Origin of the sequence: Kitasatospora sp. NPDC056181 (assembly GCF_042266225.1) — a bacterium.
Lineage (GTDB): Bacteria > Actinomycetota > Actinomycetes > Streptomycetales > Streptomycetaceae > Kitasatospora.
Window position 1 is genome coordinate 1 of record NZ_JBHJUK010000099.1, and the last position, 13,638, is coordinate 13,638.

Sequence of the window (13,638 nt, forward strand, 5' to 3'; positions counted from 1 at the left end):
ATCGTCAGCCCCGGTGACATGAACAAGGACGGCCGGGACGACATCGTCGCGACGGAGACGTCGACCGGCAAGCTCTGGCTGTACCCGGGGACGGGGAACGGTCTGGGGAGCCGGGTGGAGATCGGTACCGGTGGTTGGAACGGGATCTCGGACTACGCGGGTGCGGACTTCACGGGTGACGGGATCGGTGACCTGGCGGCGGTGGACTCCGACCCGGGCGAGACCGGGAAGCTCTACCTCTACAAGGGCACCGGCAGCGGCCTGAGCTCCCGCACCGAGATCGGCTCCGGCGGCTGGTGAGCCGCGAAGCACGACGACGCAGTCCCGAATCCACATCGGTCCGCACCGAATCCAGGGGGAGAACACCCATGTCCGCACAGACCCGTCTGCGCAGGAGCCTGACCGTCCTCGCGCTGAGCGTCGCACCGCTCTGCCTCGCCGGGACGGCCGGCGCCGCGTCGGTCAGCACCTGGGACAAGGTGGCCGCCTGTGAGAGCAGCGGCAACTGGTCCATCAACACCGGGAACGGCTACTACGGCGGCCTGCAGATTTCCGAGTACAACTGGCGGCACTACGGCGGCACCCAGTACGCGGCCTATCCGCACCAGGCGACCAAGAAGGAACAGATCCTGGTCGCCGAGAAGATCCTCGCCGACCAGGGGGCCGGCGCGTGGACGTGCAGCCCCGGCACCGGACTGTCGACCGACCACGCGGACCCGTACCCGGCGGGGCCGGCCGACCCGGGGATGACCAACCTGACGGCGGGTGACTTCAACGGCGACGGCAAGAAGGACCTGGTGGCGGTCGAGGTGTCGACCGGCAAGCTGTTCTCCTACCCGGGGACCGGTACGGGGGCGCTGGGCGGCCGGGTGATGATCGGCAACGGTGGCTGGAACGGGATGGGCAACCTGGCGGTCGGCGACCTGAACGGTGACGGCGGGGACGACATCGTGGCGACCGAGAAGTCGACCGGCAAGCTCTGGGTGTACCCGGGCAACGGCCACGGCGTCGAGGGCCGGATCGAGATCGGCAGCGGCGGCTGGAACGGCATGAACAACACCGCGGTGGGCGACTTCACCGGTGACGGCGTGGCCGATGTCGTGGCGAGCGAGAACTCGACCGGCAAGCTCTTCCTCTACCCCGGCCTCGGCGGCGCCCTGGGCAAGCGGGTGGAGATCGGTTCCGGTGGCTGGAACGGGATGAACAAGATCGTCAGCCCCGGTGACATGAACAAGGACGGCCGGGACGACATCGTGGCGACCGAGAAGTCGACCGGCAAGCTCTGGCTGTACCCGGGGACGGGGAACGGCCTGGGGAGCCGGGTAGAGATCGGCACGGGTGGTTGGAACGGGATCTCCGACTACGCGGGCGCGGACTTCACGGGTGACGGCATCGGTGACCTGGCGGCGGTGGACTCCGACCCGGGGCAGACCGGGAAGCTCTACCTCTACAAGGGCACCGGCAATGGCCTGAGCTCCCGCACCGAGATCGGCTCCGGCGGCTGGTGAACGGGGGTCGGACGGCGTCGGTCCGGTAGCGGGGTTCAGTACGGCGGGCTCGCCGGTCAGGGGATTCCCCGGCCGGCGGGCCCGCCACTGTGTGACCGTCAGCACGGTCCACGGCGGGGATTGTTCACCGCCGGGGTCTTGTCGCGTCATTTTCTACGCGCGTATCTTGAGAGCGCTGCGGGGGGCGGTTGCCGGCTCCCGTCTGCTCTCTACGCGGGTAGTGCGCGATGTGCGCCTGCTCGGCGTACCTCCGACCCACCCTCACGGCCCGGCGGCCCCACGTCCGCCGGGCGAACGTGCCGCCCCCGTTGCCGTGCCGCCGCGCGCCACGGCAGACCAAGGAGTCCCGCCCAGGTGACCACGTCCCCCGCTCCCCGCCCCCGCTCGCGCCGCGCGCTGCTCCGTGCCACCCTCGTGCCGGCCGGCCTGGCCGCCTCGCTGGTGCTCGTCCCGCTCCCGGCCGCCGTGGCCGCGCCCTCGGCCGACGCGGCCCCGGCGGGTCCGACCGAGCCCGGGCCGCTGCGCATCCACGACATCCAGGGCACCACCCGGATATCCCCGCAGACGGGCAAGACCGTCGCCGGCGTGCCGGGCATCGTCACCGGCGTGCGCGGCTACGGCTCCAAGGGCTTCTGGATCCAGGACCCGAACCCGGACGCCGACCCGGCCACCAGCGAGGGCGTCTTCGTCTACACCGGCAGCGCCGCCCCGACCGTCAAGGTCGGCGACTCGGTCCTGGTGAGCGGCAAGGTGACGGAGTACTACCCGAACTTCGGCGGCGGCTCGCAGTCGCTCACCCAGCTGAGCGGCCCGGCCGTCACCGTGGTCTCCTCCGGCAACCCGCTGCCGGCGCCGGTCGTCGTGGACACCCGCAACATCCCCGGCACCTACAGCCCGGCGGCCGGTGCCGACGGCACCGTCAACGGCGTCACCCTGAACCCGGAGAAGTACGCCCTCGACTTCTACGAGTCGCTGGAGGGCATGCTCGTCGAGGTCAAGGACGTCCGGGTGGTCCAGGCGACCGACAAGTACAACGAGCTCTGGGTCGCCGCCGACAAGCAGGACCAGAGGAGCAAGCGCGGCGGCGTGCTCTACGAGTCGTACGCCGAGCCCAACGTCGGCCGCCTGATGGTGCAGCAGCAGGCGCCCGTCTCCCAGCAGCCGTTCCCGGTCGCCAACGTCGGCGACGAGCTGACCGGCACCACCAGCGGCCCGCTGGACTACAACCAGTTCGGCGGCTACACGCTGGTCGCCGGCACCCTCGGCGCGCTCCGGGACAACCACCTCCAGCGCGAGGTGACGGCCCCGGCCGGCGAGCGCGAACTCACCGTCGCCACCTACAACGTGGAGAACCTGGCCCCCGGCAACCCGGACGCCAAGTTCGCCGACCTGGCCCAGGCCGTGGTCACCAACCTGCGTTCGCCCGACGTCATCGCCCTGGAGGAGATCCAGGACAACAACGGCTCCAAGAACGACGGCACGGTGGACGCGAGCCAGACCGTGGCCAAGTTCATCGCCGCGATCAAGGCGGCCGGCGGCCCGGCGTACGAGTGGCGCTCGATCGACCCGGAGAACGGCAAGGACGGCGGCGAGCCGGGCGGCAACATCCGCCAGGTCTTCCTCTTCAACCCGCAGCGGGTCTCCTTCACCGACATCCCCGGCGGCTCCGCCACCTCCGCGGTGGACGTGGCCGGCACCGGCGCGGCCACCGCGCTGACCGCCTCGCCCGGCCGGATCGACCCCGCGGACGAGGCCTGGGTCAACAGCCGCAAGCCGCTGGTCGGCCAGTTCTCCTTCCGCGGCAAGAAGGTCTTCGTCATCGCCAACCACTTCAACAGCAAGGGCGGCGACCAGGGCATCGACAGCCGCTTCCAGGCGCCGGCCCGCAGCTCCGAGGTGCAGCGGGTCAAGCAGGCCACCGTCGAGCAGGCCTTCGTCGCCAAGCTGCTGGCCGCCGACAAGGAGGCCAAGGTGGTCTCGCTCGGCGACTTCAACGACTACCAGTTCTCGCCCGCGCTGGCCGCGCTCACCAAGGACGGCGTGCTCCGCGACCTGGTGAACGAGCTTCCCGAGAAGGAGCAGTACTCCTACGTCTACCAGGGCAACTCGCAGGTCCTGGACCACGTCCTGGTGAGCCCCGAGGTCGGGTACGCCAAGTACGACGTGGTGCACATCAACAGCGAGTTCGCCGTGCAGGCGAGCGACCACGACCCGCAGGTGGTCCGCATCAAGCCGTAGTTCCCGCGGCACGACCGAGGGGGCGGTGACCGGGGTCCGGTCACCGCCCCCTCGGGGCTTTCGCGCGGTGCGTCAGCGCAGGGCGGCGAGCACCGCGTCCGCCATCACCTTCTCGCCGGTGGCGTTCGGGTGGAACGGGACGGCCGGGGCGCCGGGCAGCGCGCCCTCGATCCAGCGGTCGTCCGAGCAGACGTCGTGGCCGACGGTCGGGGTGGCGGTGTCCACGTAGGTGGCGCCGTTGGCGGCCGCGGTGGCCTTCAGCATGGCGTTCAGATTGCCGAGGACGCCGTACATGTACTCGACGTCGCCGGCGGTGACGGGCTGGCGGAGGAAGCACTTCGAGCCGTCGGCGGGCAGTACGGACGGGTAACCCACCAGCAGCACCCGGGCCTTGGGGGCCTTGGCGTGGATGCGCTGGAGCGTGTCGGCGATCTGCGGCTTCGCGGCCGCTGTCCGGTCCGCCAGGTCGTCGTTGCCGTACTGCCAGGACCAGGTCGACCAGTCCCAGTACCCGTGGTGGAAGACGTCCTTGCAGGGGGTGCCGAGCGGGTTGACCACCGCACCGGCGATGCAGACGCCGACCAGGTCGCCGAGCCCGAGGTCGGTGGCGCCGAGGTCGTTGCCGCCGATGCCGAGGGTCACCAGGTCGGTGTCGGCGGTGACGGCGTCCAGCTGGGGGTCGTTGACCCGGAGGAAGGCGTCGTACTGGGGCTGCGTCATCGCCTTCACCTTGGCGGCGGCGCAGGTGACGTCGGTGTAGGCGCCGGCCTTGAGCGCGGCGGCCACCAGGTGGCCGTAGTTGCGGTCCGAGCGCAGGCAGAGACCGGCCGACTGGCCGGGCACGCCGGCGCCGGCGGCGTACGAGTCGCCGAGCGCCACGTAGTGGTGGGGCGCCGGGGTGGCGGCCTGGGCGCTGGTGGAGGTCAGGGCGAGCGCGGCGCCCAGTGCGGCGGCGCCGAGCAGGGCGGACTTCCGGGCCTTCGGCGCGGCGGAGCCGGACGTGGGGGTGGTGCGGAGCTTCCGGGCAGGGCGGAGCACGGTTCCTCCTGGGGGAGAGAAACGACGGTGGGTGGGGGGTCGTGCGAGCCGCGGCCACAGCTACTACTCACAAGTAAGTTACTGTCAGGTTTCGCGTTCGTCCATGCATTGCGGGGAAGTTTCCGAAAAACCGTCAGAAGTATTTCGGAATTACGCTCCATCGCGTATCGAAGGTATTTCCGAAACGCCCCGGAGCGGAATTCGCGCTGCTGCTCGTCATCGAACTGCCGTCGCCGCCCGTTGTTACCGGCCGGTTGACGCGTCCCGTCGCAGGCCGCAGTATCGGGCGCACGCGCGCACCGCCGGAGCACCGATGGAGGACCCCGCATGGCCCTGGACGCCGACGTCATCGTCATCGGAGCCGGACTGGCCGGGCTCGCCGCCACCGCCGAACTCGCCGACGCCGGACGGAAGGTGATCCTGCTCGACCAGGAGCCCGCGGCCTCCCTCGGCGGGCAGGCGCACTGGTCCTTCGGCGGCCTCTTCTTCGTCGACTCGCCCGAGCAGCGCCGGATGCGGATCCGCGACTCGCACGCGCTCGCCCGGCAGGACTGGCTCGGCACCGCCGGCTTCGACCGCCCCGAGGACGCCTGGCCGCGCCGCTGGGCCGAGGCGTACGTCGACTTCGCGGCCGGCGAGAAGCGGGCCTGGCTGCACGGGATGGGCGTGCGGTTCTTCCCCGTCGTCGGCTGGGCCGAGCGCGGCGGGCTCCTCGCCGACGGGCCCGGCAACTCCGTGCCCCGCTTCCACATCACCTGGGGCACCGGGCCCGGCCTGCTCGAACCCTTCGTCCGGCGGGTCCGGGACGCGGCCGCCCGCGGGCTGGTCGACCTGCGGTTCCGCCACCGGGTCACCGGACTCGGCGCCAACGCCGGGGTGACGGACACGGTGAGCGGCGAGGTGCTGGTGCCCAGCGCGGCCGCCCGCGGCGAGGCCAGTTCGCGCGAGGTGGCCGGCCACTTCGAGCTGCGCGCCCAGGCCGTGATCGTCACCTCCGGCGGCATCGGCGGCAACCACGACCTGGTCCGCAAGGCCTGGCCCGCCCGGCTCGGCACCCCGCCCGAGCGGATGCTCTCCGGCGTCCCCGCGCACGTCGACGGGCTGATGCTCGGCATCACCGGCGAGGCCGGCGGCAACCTGATCAACGGCGACCGGATGTGGCACTACACCGAGGGCATCGAGAACTGGGACCCGATCTGGGCCCGGCACGGCATCCGCATCCTGCCCGGCCCCTCCTCCCTCTGGCTCGACGCGCGCGGGCGCCGGCTGCCCGTCCCGCTCTTCCCCGGCTTCGACACCCTCGGCACGCTCGAACACCTCCGCACCACCGGCTACGACCACACCTGGTTCGTGCTCAGCCAGAAGATCATCGAGAAGGAGTTCACCCTCTCCGGCTCCGAGCAGAACCCCGACCTCACCGGGCGCTCCCTGCGCGGCGTCCTCGGCCGCGCCCTGCCCGGCGCCCCCGGCCCGGTCCGGGCCCACCTGCGGCACGGCCCCGACTTCGTGGTCGCCGGCAACCTGGCCGACCTCGCGCGCGGCATGAACGCCAGGACCCGCGAGGCGCTGATCGACCCCGACGAACTGCGCCGCACCGTCGAGGCCCGGGACCGCCAGCTCGCCAACCCGTTCGCCAAGGACCTCCAGGTCACCGCCATCCACGGCGCCCGCCGGTACCTCGGCGACAAGCTGATCCGCACCGCGGCCCCGCACCGCCTCCTCGACCCGGCCGCCGCCCCGCTGATCGCCGTCCGGCTCGGCATCCTGACCCGCAAGTCGCTCGGCGGGCTGGAGACCGACCTCTCCGCCCGGGTGCTGCGCCCCGGCGGCGAGGTGCTGGACGGCGTGTACGCGGCCGGCGAGGCGGCCGGCTTCGGCGGCGGCGGCGTCCACGGCTACCGCTCCCTGGAGGGGACGTTCCTCGGCGGCTGCCTCTTCTCCGGTCGTACGGCGGGTCGCGCGGCCGCCGCCGCGACGGCGTAGCGGGCGGGCGCCGGAGCGCCGGAGCGCCCGCGAAAGTAGAGCTTCTTTCTAGAGAAGTCCTCCAACCCTGCCCTATGCTTGCCGAGTTGGCGGCCGAGTCCGTGTCGGGGGCCGCCCGGGGGTCGAGCGGAGGACCGGGGATGTCCCCCAAGCAGCAGCGGGGCGAGGCGACCGTCGAGCTGCTCCTGAGCACCGCGCTGCGCGTGTACGCGGAGTCGGGCCAGGAGGGGTTCACGGTCTCCGCCGTCACCACGGCGAGCAAGGTCAGCCTGGGCAGTCTCTACCACCACTTCGGGAGCTTCGACGGTCTCGCCGCCGCGCTCTACATCCGGTGCCTGGAGCGGCTGTTCGACGAGATGACCGCCGCGCTGGAGCGCAGCCGCACCGCGCGCACCGGGGTGCGGGCGCTCGTCCTGGCCTACCTGCGCTTCACGCAGGAGCACCGCGACGCCGCCCTCTTCCTCCACGCCTCCGCCTACTCCGGCTACCTGGCCGCCCGGGCGGAGCAGATCCGGGCCGCCAAGGCGGCCCGGATGGCGGTCATCGGCGCCTGGATGCGGCCCCGGATGGAGCGGGGCGAGATCGCGCCCGTGCCCGGGCCGATGGTCGAGGTCCTGGTCATGGGGCCGGTCGCGGAGGCGGCCCGCCGCTGGCTGTCCGACACCTACGACCTGGACCTGGCCGAGGCCGCGCGGATCCTGCCCGAGAGCATCTGGCGCTCGCTGCGGCCCGAGCCGGGGGCCGCCGGTACCGGCGCGGTGACGGACGGGGGAGACTGATGGCGGCATGCACATGGTTGTTGACGACCCGTTGGGGCGGGATACCGGGAAAGGGCGGGGCATGACTGGGCGGGGGACCGTACTTGGAGGTCGCTACACGCTGACCGAGCGGATCGGCGGCGGGGGCATGGGCGCCGTCTGGCGCGCCGACGACCGGGTGCTGGAACGGCAGGTCGCAGTGAAGATCCTGCACGCGGGGCTGCTGGAGGAGGGGACGTTCGCGAGACGGTTCCGGCGCGAGGCCCAACTGCTCGCGGCGATCAGCCACCCGGGCATCGTGGACGTCCACGACTACGGCGAGAACGACGCGGAGGGCGAGCGGATCGCCTACATCGTCATGGAGCTGGTCGAGGGACGGCCGCTGGACAAGGCCCTCGCCGAGGACGGGGCGATGCCCGCCGAGCAGGTCCTGGGGATGCTCGCCACGGCGCTCGACGCCCTGCACGCCGCGCACCAGCAGGAGATCGTGCACCGGGACGTCAAGCCCTCCAACCTGATGCTCGGGGCCGACGGCCGGGTGACGGTGACGGACTTCGGCATCGCGCGGGCGCTGGTGAGCACCACGCTCACGGCGACCAACGTGGTGATCGGCACCGCGCTGTACATGGCGCCCGAGCAGGCCGGGGGCGGGGGCGTCACACCGGCCTCGGACCTCTACTCGCTCGGCGTGGTCTGCTACGAACTGCTCACCGGCCTGCCGCCGTTCACCGGCGAGAGCGTGGTCGAGGTGGCGCTCAAGCACGTCCAGCAACCCGCTCCGGAGCTGCCGGAGGAGTTCGCGCCGGCGGTGCGGGAGTTCGTCGCGCGCGCCTTGGCCAAACAGCCCGGTGACCGGTTCGCGGACGCGGCCGCCATGGCGGCCGCGGCACGGGCCGCGGTCGGCGACCGGTCGGCGCCGGTCGCCGCGGTCGTGCGCCCCGTGCCTCCCCCCGCTCCCGAGGCCCCGGCGGCCGGCGCCGCCGGGGTCGAGGTGGCGACGGTGGGGCCGCGGACGGCCGCGGACTCCGGTGCGGGGCGGTCGTGGCGCCGGTTCCTGGTGCCCGTCGTCGTCCCGGTGGTCATCACCACGGGTGCCGCCACGGCCCTGCTGGTCGACCGGAGCCCGTTCCAGTCGCAGGCGCAGACCCCCGGCGCGCAGCCCGTCGTCTCGGCCCCGGCCACCACGGCCGGCGATCCGTCGGCGGCCACCACGCCGCCAGCCTCGCAGACCCCGACCACGCCGCCGGCGAGCGCCGACGCGACCCCGAGCGCCCCGGCCGCCGCGCAGTCCGAGGCCGCCGCCGCACCGAACACCGGCGGCCAGTCCCAGGGTTCGGCGCCGCAGTCCGGCGGCGGCGGCGCCGCGGCGGGCGGCACGGGCTCGTCGGCGGGTGCGGCCGGCGGAGCGGCCAGTGGGTCGGGTGGCACCGCGCCGAAGCCGGGCGGTGGCGGCGGGGGCGGCAGCAACAGTGGCGGGAACGCCGGTGGTGGTGGTGGCGGTGGTGGTGGCGGTGGATCCACAGCCAACCAGCCCGCCCCACCGGCTCCCGTGCCCGCTCCGACGACGCAGGCGCCCAACCAGCCGGCGCCCAACCAGCCCGCCCCGAAGCCGTCGACACCGACCGTGCCCGCCGGGTGCGGCGGCGCGAAGTGGGGCGACATCGTCAACGTGGCCGACGGCCAGAAGCTCGGCCTGGCCACCGGCAGCCCGACGGCGGGCGCCGCGGCCGTCATGGGCGGGACGACCGCCTACGGCTGGGTGCGTTCGGACCCGGATCCCGGCGGCTGGTACCAGATCTACCCGTGCAACCTGAGCAGCCCGGCCCTCGTCCAGGAGGCCGACTTCTCGAACCGGTCGAGCCGGAAGGTGATGCTCTCGTCGGGGTTCGGCTTCCTGAACAACTGGTCGGTGGTCGGCGCCGGCACCTCGGGCGTCTACTACCTCAAGGACTACTCGGGGTCGACCTGCCTGACCGACAACGGCGCAGGCCAGCAGGTCACCATGACCACCTGCACCGCCGGCAACAAGTACCAGCAGTGGCAGATCCCCTGACCCCGCCTCCGCTCAGTCCCGGCCGCCCGCGTGAGCCAACGGCGGGAAGACGGCCCGGGCGTCCCGGCCGGCGAACCAGAGGCCGATCACGAACGCCGTGGTCGCCTCCAGCAGCCGCGCCGCGGCCAGGCCGCCGGCCGGCACCGGCTCGGCGCCGAGGTCGGCGGCCAGCCGGCCGACCAGGGCCAGCGCGTCCGGGTCGTCCCCGCACAGGGGGACGGCCAACGGGCGGCCGTCGAAGACCGGCGGGGTGAGCCGCCAGACGCTCTCGTGGCAGACGTTGAACGCCTTCACCACGTGCGTGCCCGGTGCGGCGGCCGCGATCCGCTCGGCCATCGACGGCCCGCCCGCCGTGGTCAGGGTGAGGGGCGGGAACGCGACCGGATTGGTGCAGTCGATCAGCACCCGCCCGGCGGGCGGGGCCGCTGCCGCCAGGACGCCCTCCGCCCGGTCGGCCGGCACGGCGACCAGCACCGCCTCGCCGAACGCCGCGGCCGCCGCCGGTCCCGCCACGGCCCGGGCGCCCGCGCCGGCCTGCCCGGCGGCCGTGGCCGCCCGCGCCGCGTCCCGGGCGCCGAACACCACCTCGTGCCCGGCCCGGGCCCACTGCCCGCCGAGTGCCTGCGCCATGTTCCCCGCCCCGATGATGCCGATCCGCATCCGAATCTCCCGTTCGCTCAGGCCTGTTCGGCCGGTACGGGATGACACTAGGAACGGCGGTGGTTACCGATCGGTGCGTGACGAACCTGCTAGGGGGAGCGGTGGACGAGGTGCCGGGCGAGACGTACCTGGCGGACTGCCGGGCGCGGGTCGCCTTCGACCTGCTGGCCAACACCTGGAGCTCGGTCGTGCTCTGGGCGCTGCGCGACGCCCCCGAACGCCCCGGCGAACTGCGGGCCCGGATCGGCGGCATCAGCGCCAAGGTCCTCACCGAGACGCTGCGCCGCCTGGAGTACAACGGCCTGGTCGTGCGCCGCAGTTACGCCGAGACCCCGCCCCGCGTCGAGTACGCGCTCACCCCGCTCGGCCGTACCCTCCTCCCGGCCCTGGGGGCGCTCGGCGAGTGGGGCTACCGGCACGGCGACGAAGTCCTGGAGGCGCAGGACCGGGCGGAAGCCTGATCCCCCGGGCGACTGCTCACCGGCCGGTACTCGCAGGCCGGTACCCGCCGGCCGTCTCCCGTCGCCCGGTGCCCGTCGTCCGGCGCTCAGCGCTCAGCGCTCGTCGGGGAGGCCGAGGCGCAGGTGGTCGACGTGGTAGACGGCCTGGTCGAGCAGGGCGGCGACGTGGTCGTCGTGGAGGGAGTAGACCACCGAGCGGCCGCGGCGCTCGCCGACGACCAGGCCGAGGTTGCGGAGCAGGCGGAGCTGGTGGGAGCAGGCGGACTGCTCCATGCCGACGGCGTCGGCGAGTTCGGTGGCGGCCCGCGGGCCCTCGCGGAGCTGGGCGAGTATCAGCAGGCGGGAGGGGGTGGCGAGGGCCTGGAGCGTGCTCGCCACCTTGGCCGCGTTGGATGCGTCCAGGCGCATCTGCGGCACGGTGTGCTCGGCGGCTGCGTGTCCCATGGGGGCATCCTACGGGGCGGGTGCCGGACGGGATGGGCACACATGAACGAATGAAAGTGTGTTCATATGTTCCTGTATGGTGGCGCCCATGTCCGCCACCGTGCTCACCCGACCGCCGGCCTCCACCGCACCCGCGACACCACAGCCGCGCCGCACCCGGGTCCTGGCCCTGCCCGAGGCGCGCTGGGCGGCCGCCGCCACGGCCGCCTTCCTGGCCGCCCTCGCCGTGCAGCTCGCCGGCGGACCGGGCTGGGCGTCCGGGGCGCTGTACGCCGTGGCCTACCTGGCCGGCGGCTGGGAGCCGGCCAGGGCCGGGCTGCAGGCACTGCGCGAGCGGACCCTCGACGTCGACCTGCTGATGGTGGTGGCCGCGATCGGCGCCGTCGCGATCGGCCAGGTGCTGGACGGCGCCCTGTTGATCGTGATCTTCGCGACCAGTGGCGCCCTGGAGGCACTCGCCACCGCCCGCACCGCCGACTCCGTCCGCGGCCTGCTCGACCTCGCCCCCGCCACCGCCTGCCGGATCGGTGCCGACGGCCGTGAGGAGACCGTGCCCACCGCCGGGCTCGCCGTCGGCGACGTCCTGCTGGTCCGCCCCGGCGAGCGGATCGGCGCCGACGGCCGCGTCCTCGACGGTGCGAGCGACGTCGACCAGGCCACCATCACCGGCGAGCCGCTGCCCGTCGCCAGGACCGCCGGGGACGAGGTGTACGCGGGCACGCTCAACGGCACGGGCGCGCTGCGCGTCCGGGTCGGGCGGGACGCCGCCGACACCGTGATCGCCCGGATCGTCGCCCTGGTCGAGGAGGCCTCTGAGACCAAGGCGCCCACCCAGCTCTTCATCGAGAAGGTCGAACAGCGCTACGCCGCGGCCCTGGTGACCGCGACCCTGCTGCTCTTCGCCGTCCCGCTCGCCTTCGGCGCCGAACTGACCGCCACCCTGCTGCGCGCCATGACCTTCATGATCGTCGCCTCGCCGTGCGCCGTGGTGCTGGCCACCATGCCCCCGCTGCTCTCCGCGATCGCCAACGCCGGCCGGCACGGCGTGCTGGTCAAGTCGGCGGTGGTGATGGAGCGGCTGGGCCAGGCCGACACCGTCGCCCTCGACAAGACCGGCACCCTCACCGAGGGAACGCCCCGGGTCACCGAAGTGGTCCCGCTGGCCGTCCCCGGGGAGGAACGGCCGACGGAGGACGAGCTGCTCGCCCTCGCGGCCGCCGCCGAGCACCCCAGCGAGCACCCGCTGGCCCGCGCCGTGGTCTCCGCCGCACGCGGGCGCGGCCTCGCGGTGCCCGCGGCCGACGGGTTCACCTCCACCCCGGGCGTCGGCGTCCGGGCGCTGGTCGGCGGAGCGGTGGTCGCGGTCGGCGCACCCGGCCCGTACCGGACGCACCCCGCCGTCACCGGACTGGAGGAGGCCGGCCGTACCGCCGTCCTGGTGCTGCGCGACGGCGAACCGGTCGGCGTGCTCGGCCTCGCCGACCGCCCGCGCGAGCAGGCCGCCACCGCCGTCCGCGGCCTGGCCGCGCTCACCGGCCGCCCGCCGGTCCTGCTCACCGGCGACAACCAGCGGGCCGCCGACCGCCTCGCCGCGGAGGTCGGCCTGACCGAGGTCCGCGGCGGGCTGCTGCCGCACGACAAGCTGACCGCGGTCCGCGAGCTCGCCGACGGCGGACGCCGGGTGCTGATGGTCGGCGACGGCGTCAACGACGCACCCGCGCTGGCCGCCGCGCACACCGGCGTAGCGATGGGCCGGGCCGGCTCGGACCTCGCGCTGGAGACCGCCGACGCGGTCGTGGTGCGCGACGAACTGACCGCCGTCCCGGCGGTGGTGGCGCTCTCCCGGCGGGCCCGCCGGCTGGTCGTGCAGAACCTCGTGATCGCCGGAGCGTTCATCACCGTGCTGGCGGCCTGGGACCTGGCAGGTACGCTGCCGTTGCCGCTCGGCGTCGCCGGGCACGAGGGCTCCACCGTGATCGTCGGCCTCAACGGCCTTCGGCTGCTGCGCGAACGCGCGTGGCGGCGGGCCCTGCCGAACGAGGAGGGGGAGACACGATGAGCCGTCGGGACCGTGAGCGCGGCGGGCAGGCCTCCGGCGCGCGGGGGCCCGCCGCCCCGGTGACCGTCACCGTCTGCCGGGGCTGCTGCTGCGGCACCCAGGAGAAGCACCCGGGCGTCGACCACGCCGGCCAGTACGAGCGGCTGCGCGAGGCCGTCGGCCCGGCGGGCAGGGTCCGGGCCGTCAAGTGCCTGGACGTGTGCGCGCACTCCAACGTCGTCGTGGTCGGCCCCTCCGGCGAGGGCCGTGCGGCGGGCGGCCGTCCGGTCTGGCTGGGCTGGGTGCTGGCGGACGACATGGTCGAGGAGATAGCCGAGTGGGTGCACGCCGGCGGCCCCGGCCTGGCCGATCCGCCGGGGCTGCTCGACCTCCAGCAGATCAGCGTCTCCCGCCGCGTCCGCGACGGCCTGTCCGGCTGAGGCCGATCTCCGCGGCC

Annotated in this window: 12 protein-coding genes; 9 read left to right on the plus strand and 3 right to left on the minus strand. The window is 73.8% G+C overall.

Features of this window, described 5'->3' with window-relative positions; translation table 11 throughout:
• The 3 genes from ACFC1F_RS29830 to ACFC1F_RS29840 form a co-directional block, all read left to right on the plus strand.
• A partial coding sequence (locus tag ACFC1F_RS29830) for an FG-GAP repeat domain-containing protein (protein WP_376162910.1) occupies window positions 1-300 on the plus strand: 300 nt, incomplete at its 5' end.
• 68 nt (window positions 301-368) lie between these two features.
• On the plus strand, window positions 369-1,508 hold the full coding sequence (locus ACFC1F_RS29835) for an FG-GAP-like repeat-containing protein (protein ID WP_209414294.1): 1,140 nt from the start codon (window positions 369-371) through the stop codon (window positions 1,506-1,508).
• Window positions 1,509-1,862: 354 nt separating this feature from the next.
• Window positions 1,863-3,746, plus strand: coding sequence for an endonuclease/exonuclease/phosphatase family protein (locus tag ACFC1F_RS29840; RefSeq protein ID WP_376162911.1), 1,884 nt, complete (start codon window positions 1,863-1,865; stop codon window positions 3,744-3,746).
• A 72-nt stretch (window positions 3,747-3,818) separates the two neighbouring features.
• On the opposite strand, the gene ACFC1F_RS29845 is transcribed toward ACFC1F_RS29840, so the two are convergent.
• A complete protein-coding gene (locus ACFC1F_RS29845) occupies window positions 3,819-4,784 on the minus strand; it encodes an SGNH/GDSL hydrolase family protein (protein WP_376162913.1) in 966 nt (321 codons plus the stop codon).
• Between the two features lie 327 nt (window positions 4,785-5,111).
• Between ACFC1F_RS29845 and ACFC1F_RS29850 the strand changes: the two genes are divergently transcribed.
• From ACFC1F_RS29850 to ACFC1F_RS29860, 3 genes are all read left to right on the plus strand, one after another.
• Window positions 5,112-6,767 carry an FAD-binding dehydrogenase gene (locus tag ACFC1F_RS29850; protein ID WP_376162915.1) on the plus strand — a complete coding sequence of 552 codons (1,656 nt, stop codon included), beginning with the start codon at window positions 5,112-5,114 and terminating at the stop codon, window positions 6,765-6,767.
• Between the two features lie 140 nt (window positions 6,768-6,907).
• Entirely contained in the window at window positions 6,908-7,546 is a 639-nt protein-coding gene (locus tag ACFC1F_RS29855) for a TetR/AcrR family transcriptional regulator (RefSeq protein ID WP_376162917.1), read from the plus strand.
• A 61-nt stretch (window positions 7,547-7,607) separates the two neighbouring features.
• Window positions 7,608-9,578: a protein kinase gene (locus ACFC1F_RS29860; RefSeq protein WP_376162919.1), complete on the plus strand. Its 1,971-nt coding sequence runs from the start codon at window positions 7,608-7,610 to the stop codon at window positions 9,576-9,578.
• 12 nt (window positions 9,579-9,590) lie between these two features.
• Here the strand turns inward: ACFC1F_RS29860 and ACFC1F_RS29865 are convergent, their stop codons facing one another.
• A complete protein-coding gene (locus tag ACFC1F_RS29865; RefSeq protein WP_376162921.1) occupies window positions 9,591-10,238 on the minus strand; it encodes an NADPH-dependent F420 reductase in 648 nt (215 codons plus the stop codon).
• 77 nt (window positions 10,239-10,315) lie between these two features.
• Here ACFC1F_RS29865 and ACFC1F_RS29870 point away from each other — a divergent pair, with 77 nt between their 5' ends.
• Window positions 10,316-10,699, plus strand: coding sequence for a winged helix-turn-helix transcriptional regulator (locus tag ACFC1F_RS29870; RefSeq protein WP_376162923.1), 384 nt, complete (start codon window positions 10,316-10,318; stop codon window positions 10,697-10,699).
• A 93-nt stretch (window positions 10,700-10,792) separates the two neighbouring features.
• Here ACFC1F_RS29870 and ACFC1F_RS29875 read toward each other — a convergent pair whose 3' ends face one another.
• Entirely contained in the window at window positions 10,793-11,143 is a 351-nt protein-coding gene (locus ACFC1F_RS29875) for a metalloregulator ArsR/SmtB family transcription factor (RefSeq protein WP_209414301.1), read from the minus strand.
• A gap of 88 nt (window positions 11,144-11,231) precedes the next feature.
• On the opposite strand from ACFC1F_RS29875, the gene ACFC1F_RS29880 reads away from it, so the two are divergent.
• Window positions 11,232-13,202 carry a heavy metal translocating P-type ATPase gene (locus ACFC1F_RS29880; protein WP_376162925.1) on the plus strand — a complete coding sequence of 657 codons (1,971 nt, stop codon included), beginning with the start codon at window positions 11,232-11,234 and terminating at the stop codon, window positions 13,200-13,202.
• On the plus strand, window positions 13,199-13,621 hold the full coding sequence (locus ACFC1F_RS29885) for a (2Fe-2S) ferredoxin domain-containing protein (RefSeq protein ID WP_209414303.1): 423 nt from the start codon (window positions 13,199-13,201) through the stop codon (window positions 13,619-13,621). Before ACFC1F_RS29880 ends, ACFC1F_RS29885 begins: the two co-directional genes overlap by 4 nt.
• The last annotated feature ends 17 nt before the right edge of the window (window positions 13,622-13,638 follow it).

What these genes read in the sequence shown, in the direction of transcription:
- ACFC1F_RS29835 (WP_209414294.1), top strand. Translation starts at nt 369, where the DNA reads ATGTCCGCACAGACCCGTCTGCGCAGGAGCCTGACCGTCCTCGCGCTG.
- ACFC1F_RS29850 (WP_376162915.1), top strand. Translation starts at nt 5,112, where the DNA reads ATGGCCCTGGACGCCGACGTCATCGTCATCGGAGCCGGACTGGCCGGG.
- ACFC1F_RS29855 (WP_376162917.1), top strand. Translation starts at nt 6,908, where the DNA reads ATGTCCCCCAAGCAGCAGCGGGGCGAGGCGACCGTCGAGCTGCTCCTG.
- ACFC1F_RS29860 (WP_376162919.1), top strand. Translation starts at nt 7,608, where the DNA reads ATGACTGGGCGGGGGACCGTACTTGGAGGTCGCTACACGCTGACCGAG.
- ACFC1F_RS29865 (WP_376162921.1), bottom strand. Translation starts at nt 10,238, where the DNA reads ATGCGGATCGGCATCATCGGGGCGGGGAACATGGCGCAGGCACTCGGC.
- ACFC1F_RS29875 (WP_209414301.1), bottom strand. Translation starts at nt 11,143, where the DNA reads ATGGGACACGCAGCCGCCGAGCACACCGTGCCGCAGATGCGCCTGGAC.
- ACFC1F_RS29880 (WP_376162925.1), top strand. Translation starts at nt 11,232, where the DNA reads ATGTCCGCCACCGTGCTCACCCGACCGCCGGCCTCCACCGCACCCGCG.
- ACFC1F_RS29885 (WP_209414303.1), top strand. Translation starts at nt 13,199, where the DNA reads ATGAGCCGTCGGGACCGTGAGCGCGGCGGGCAGGCCTCCGGCGCGCGG.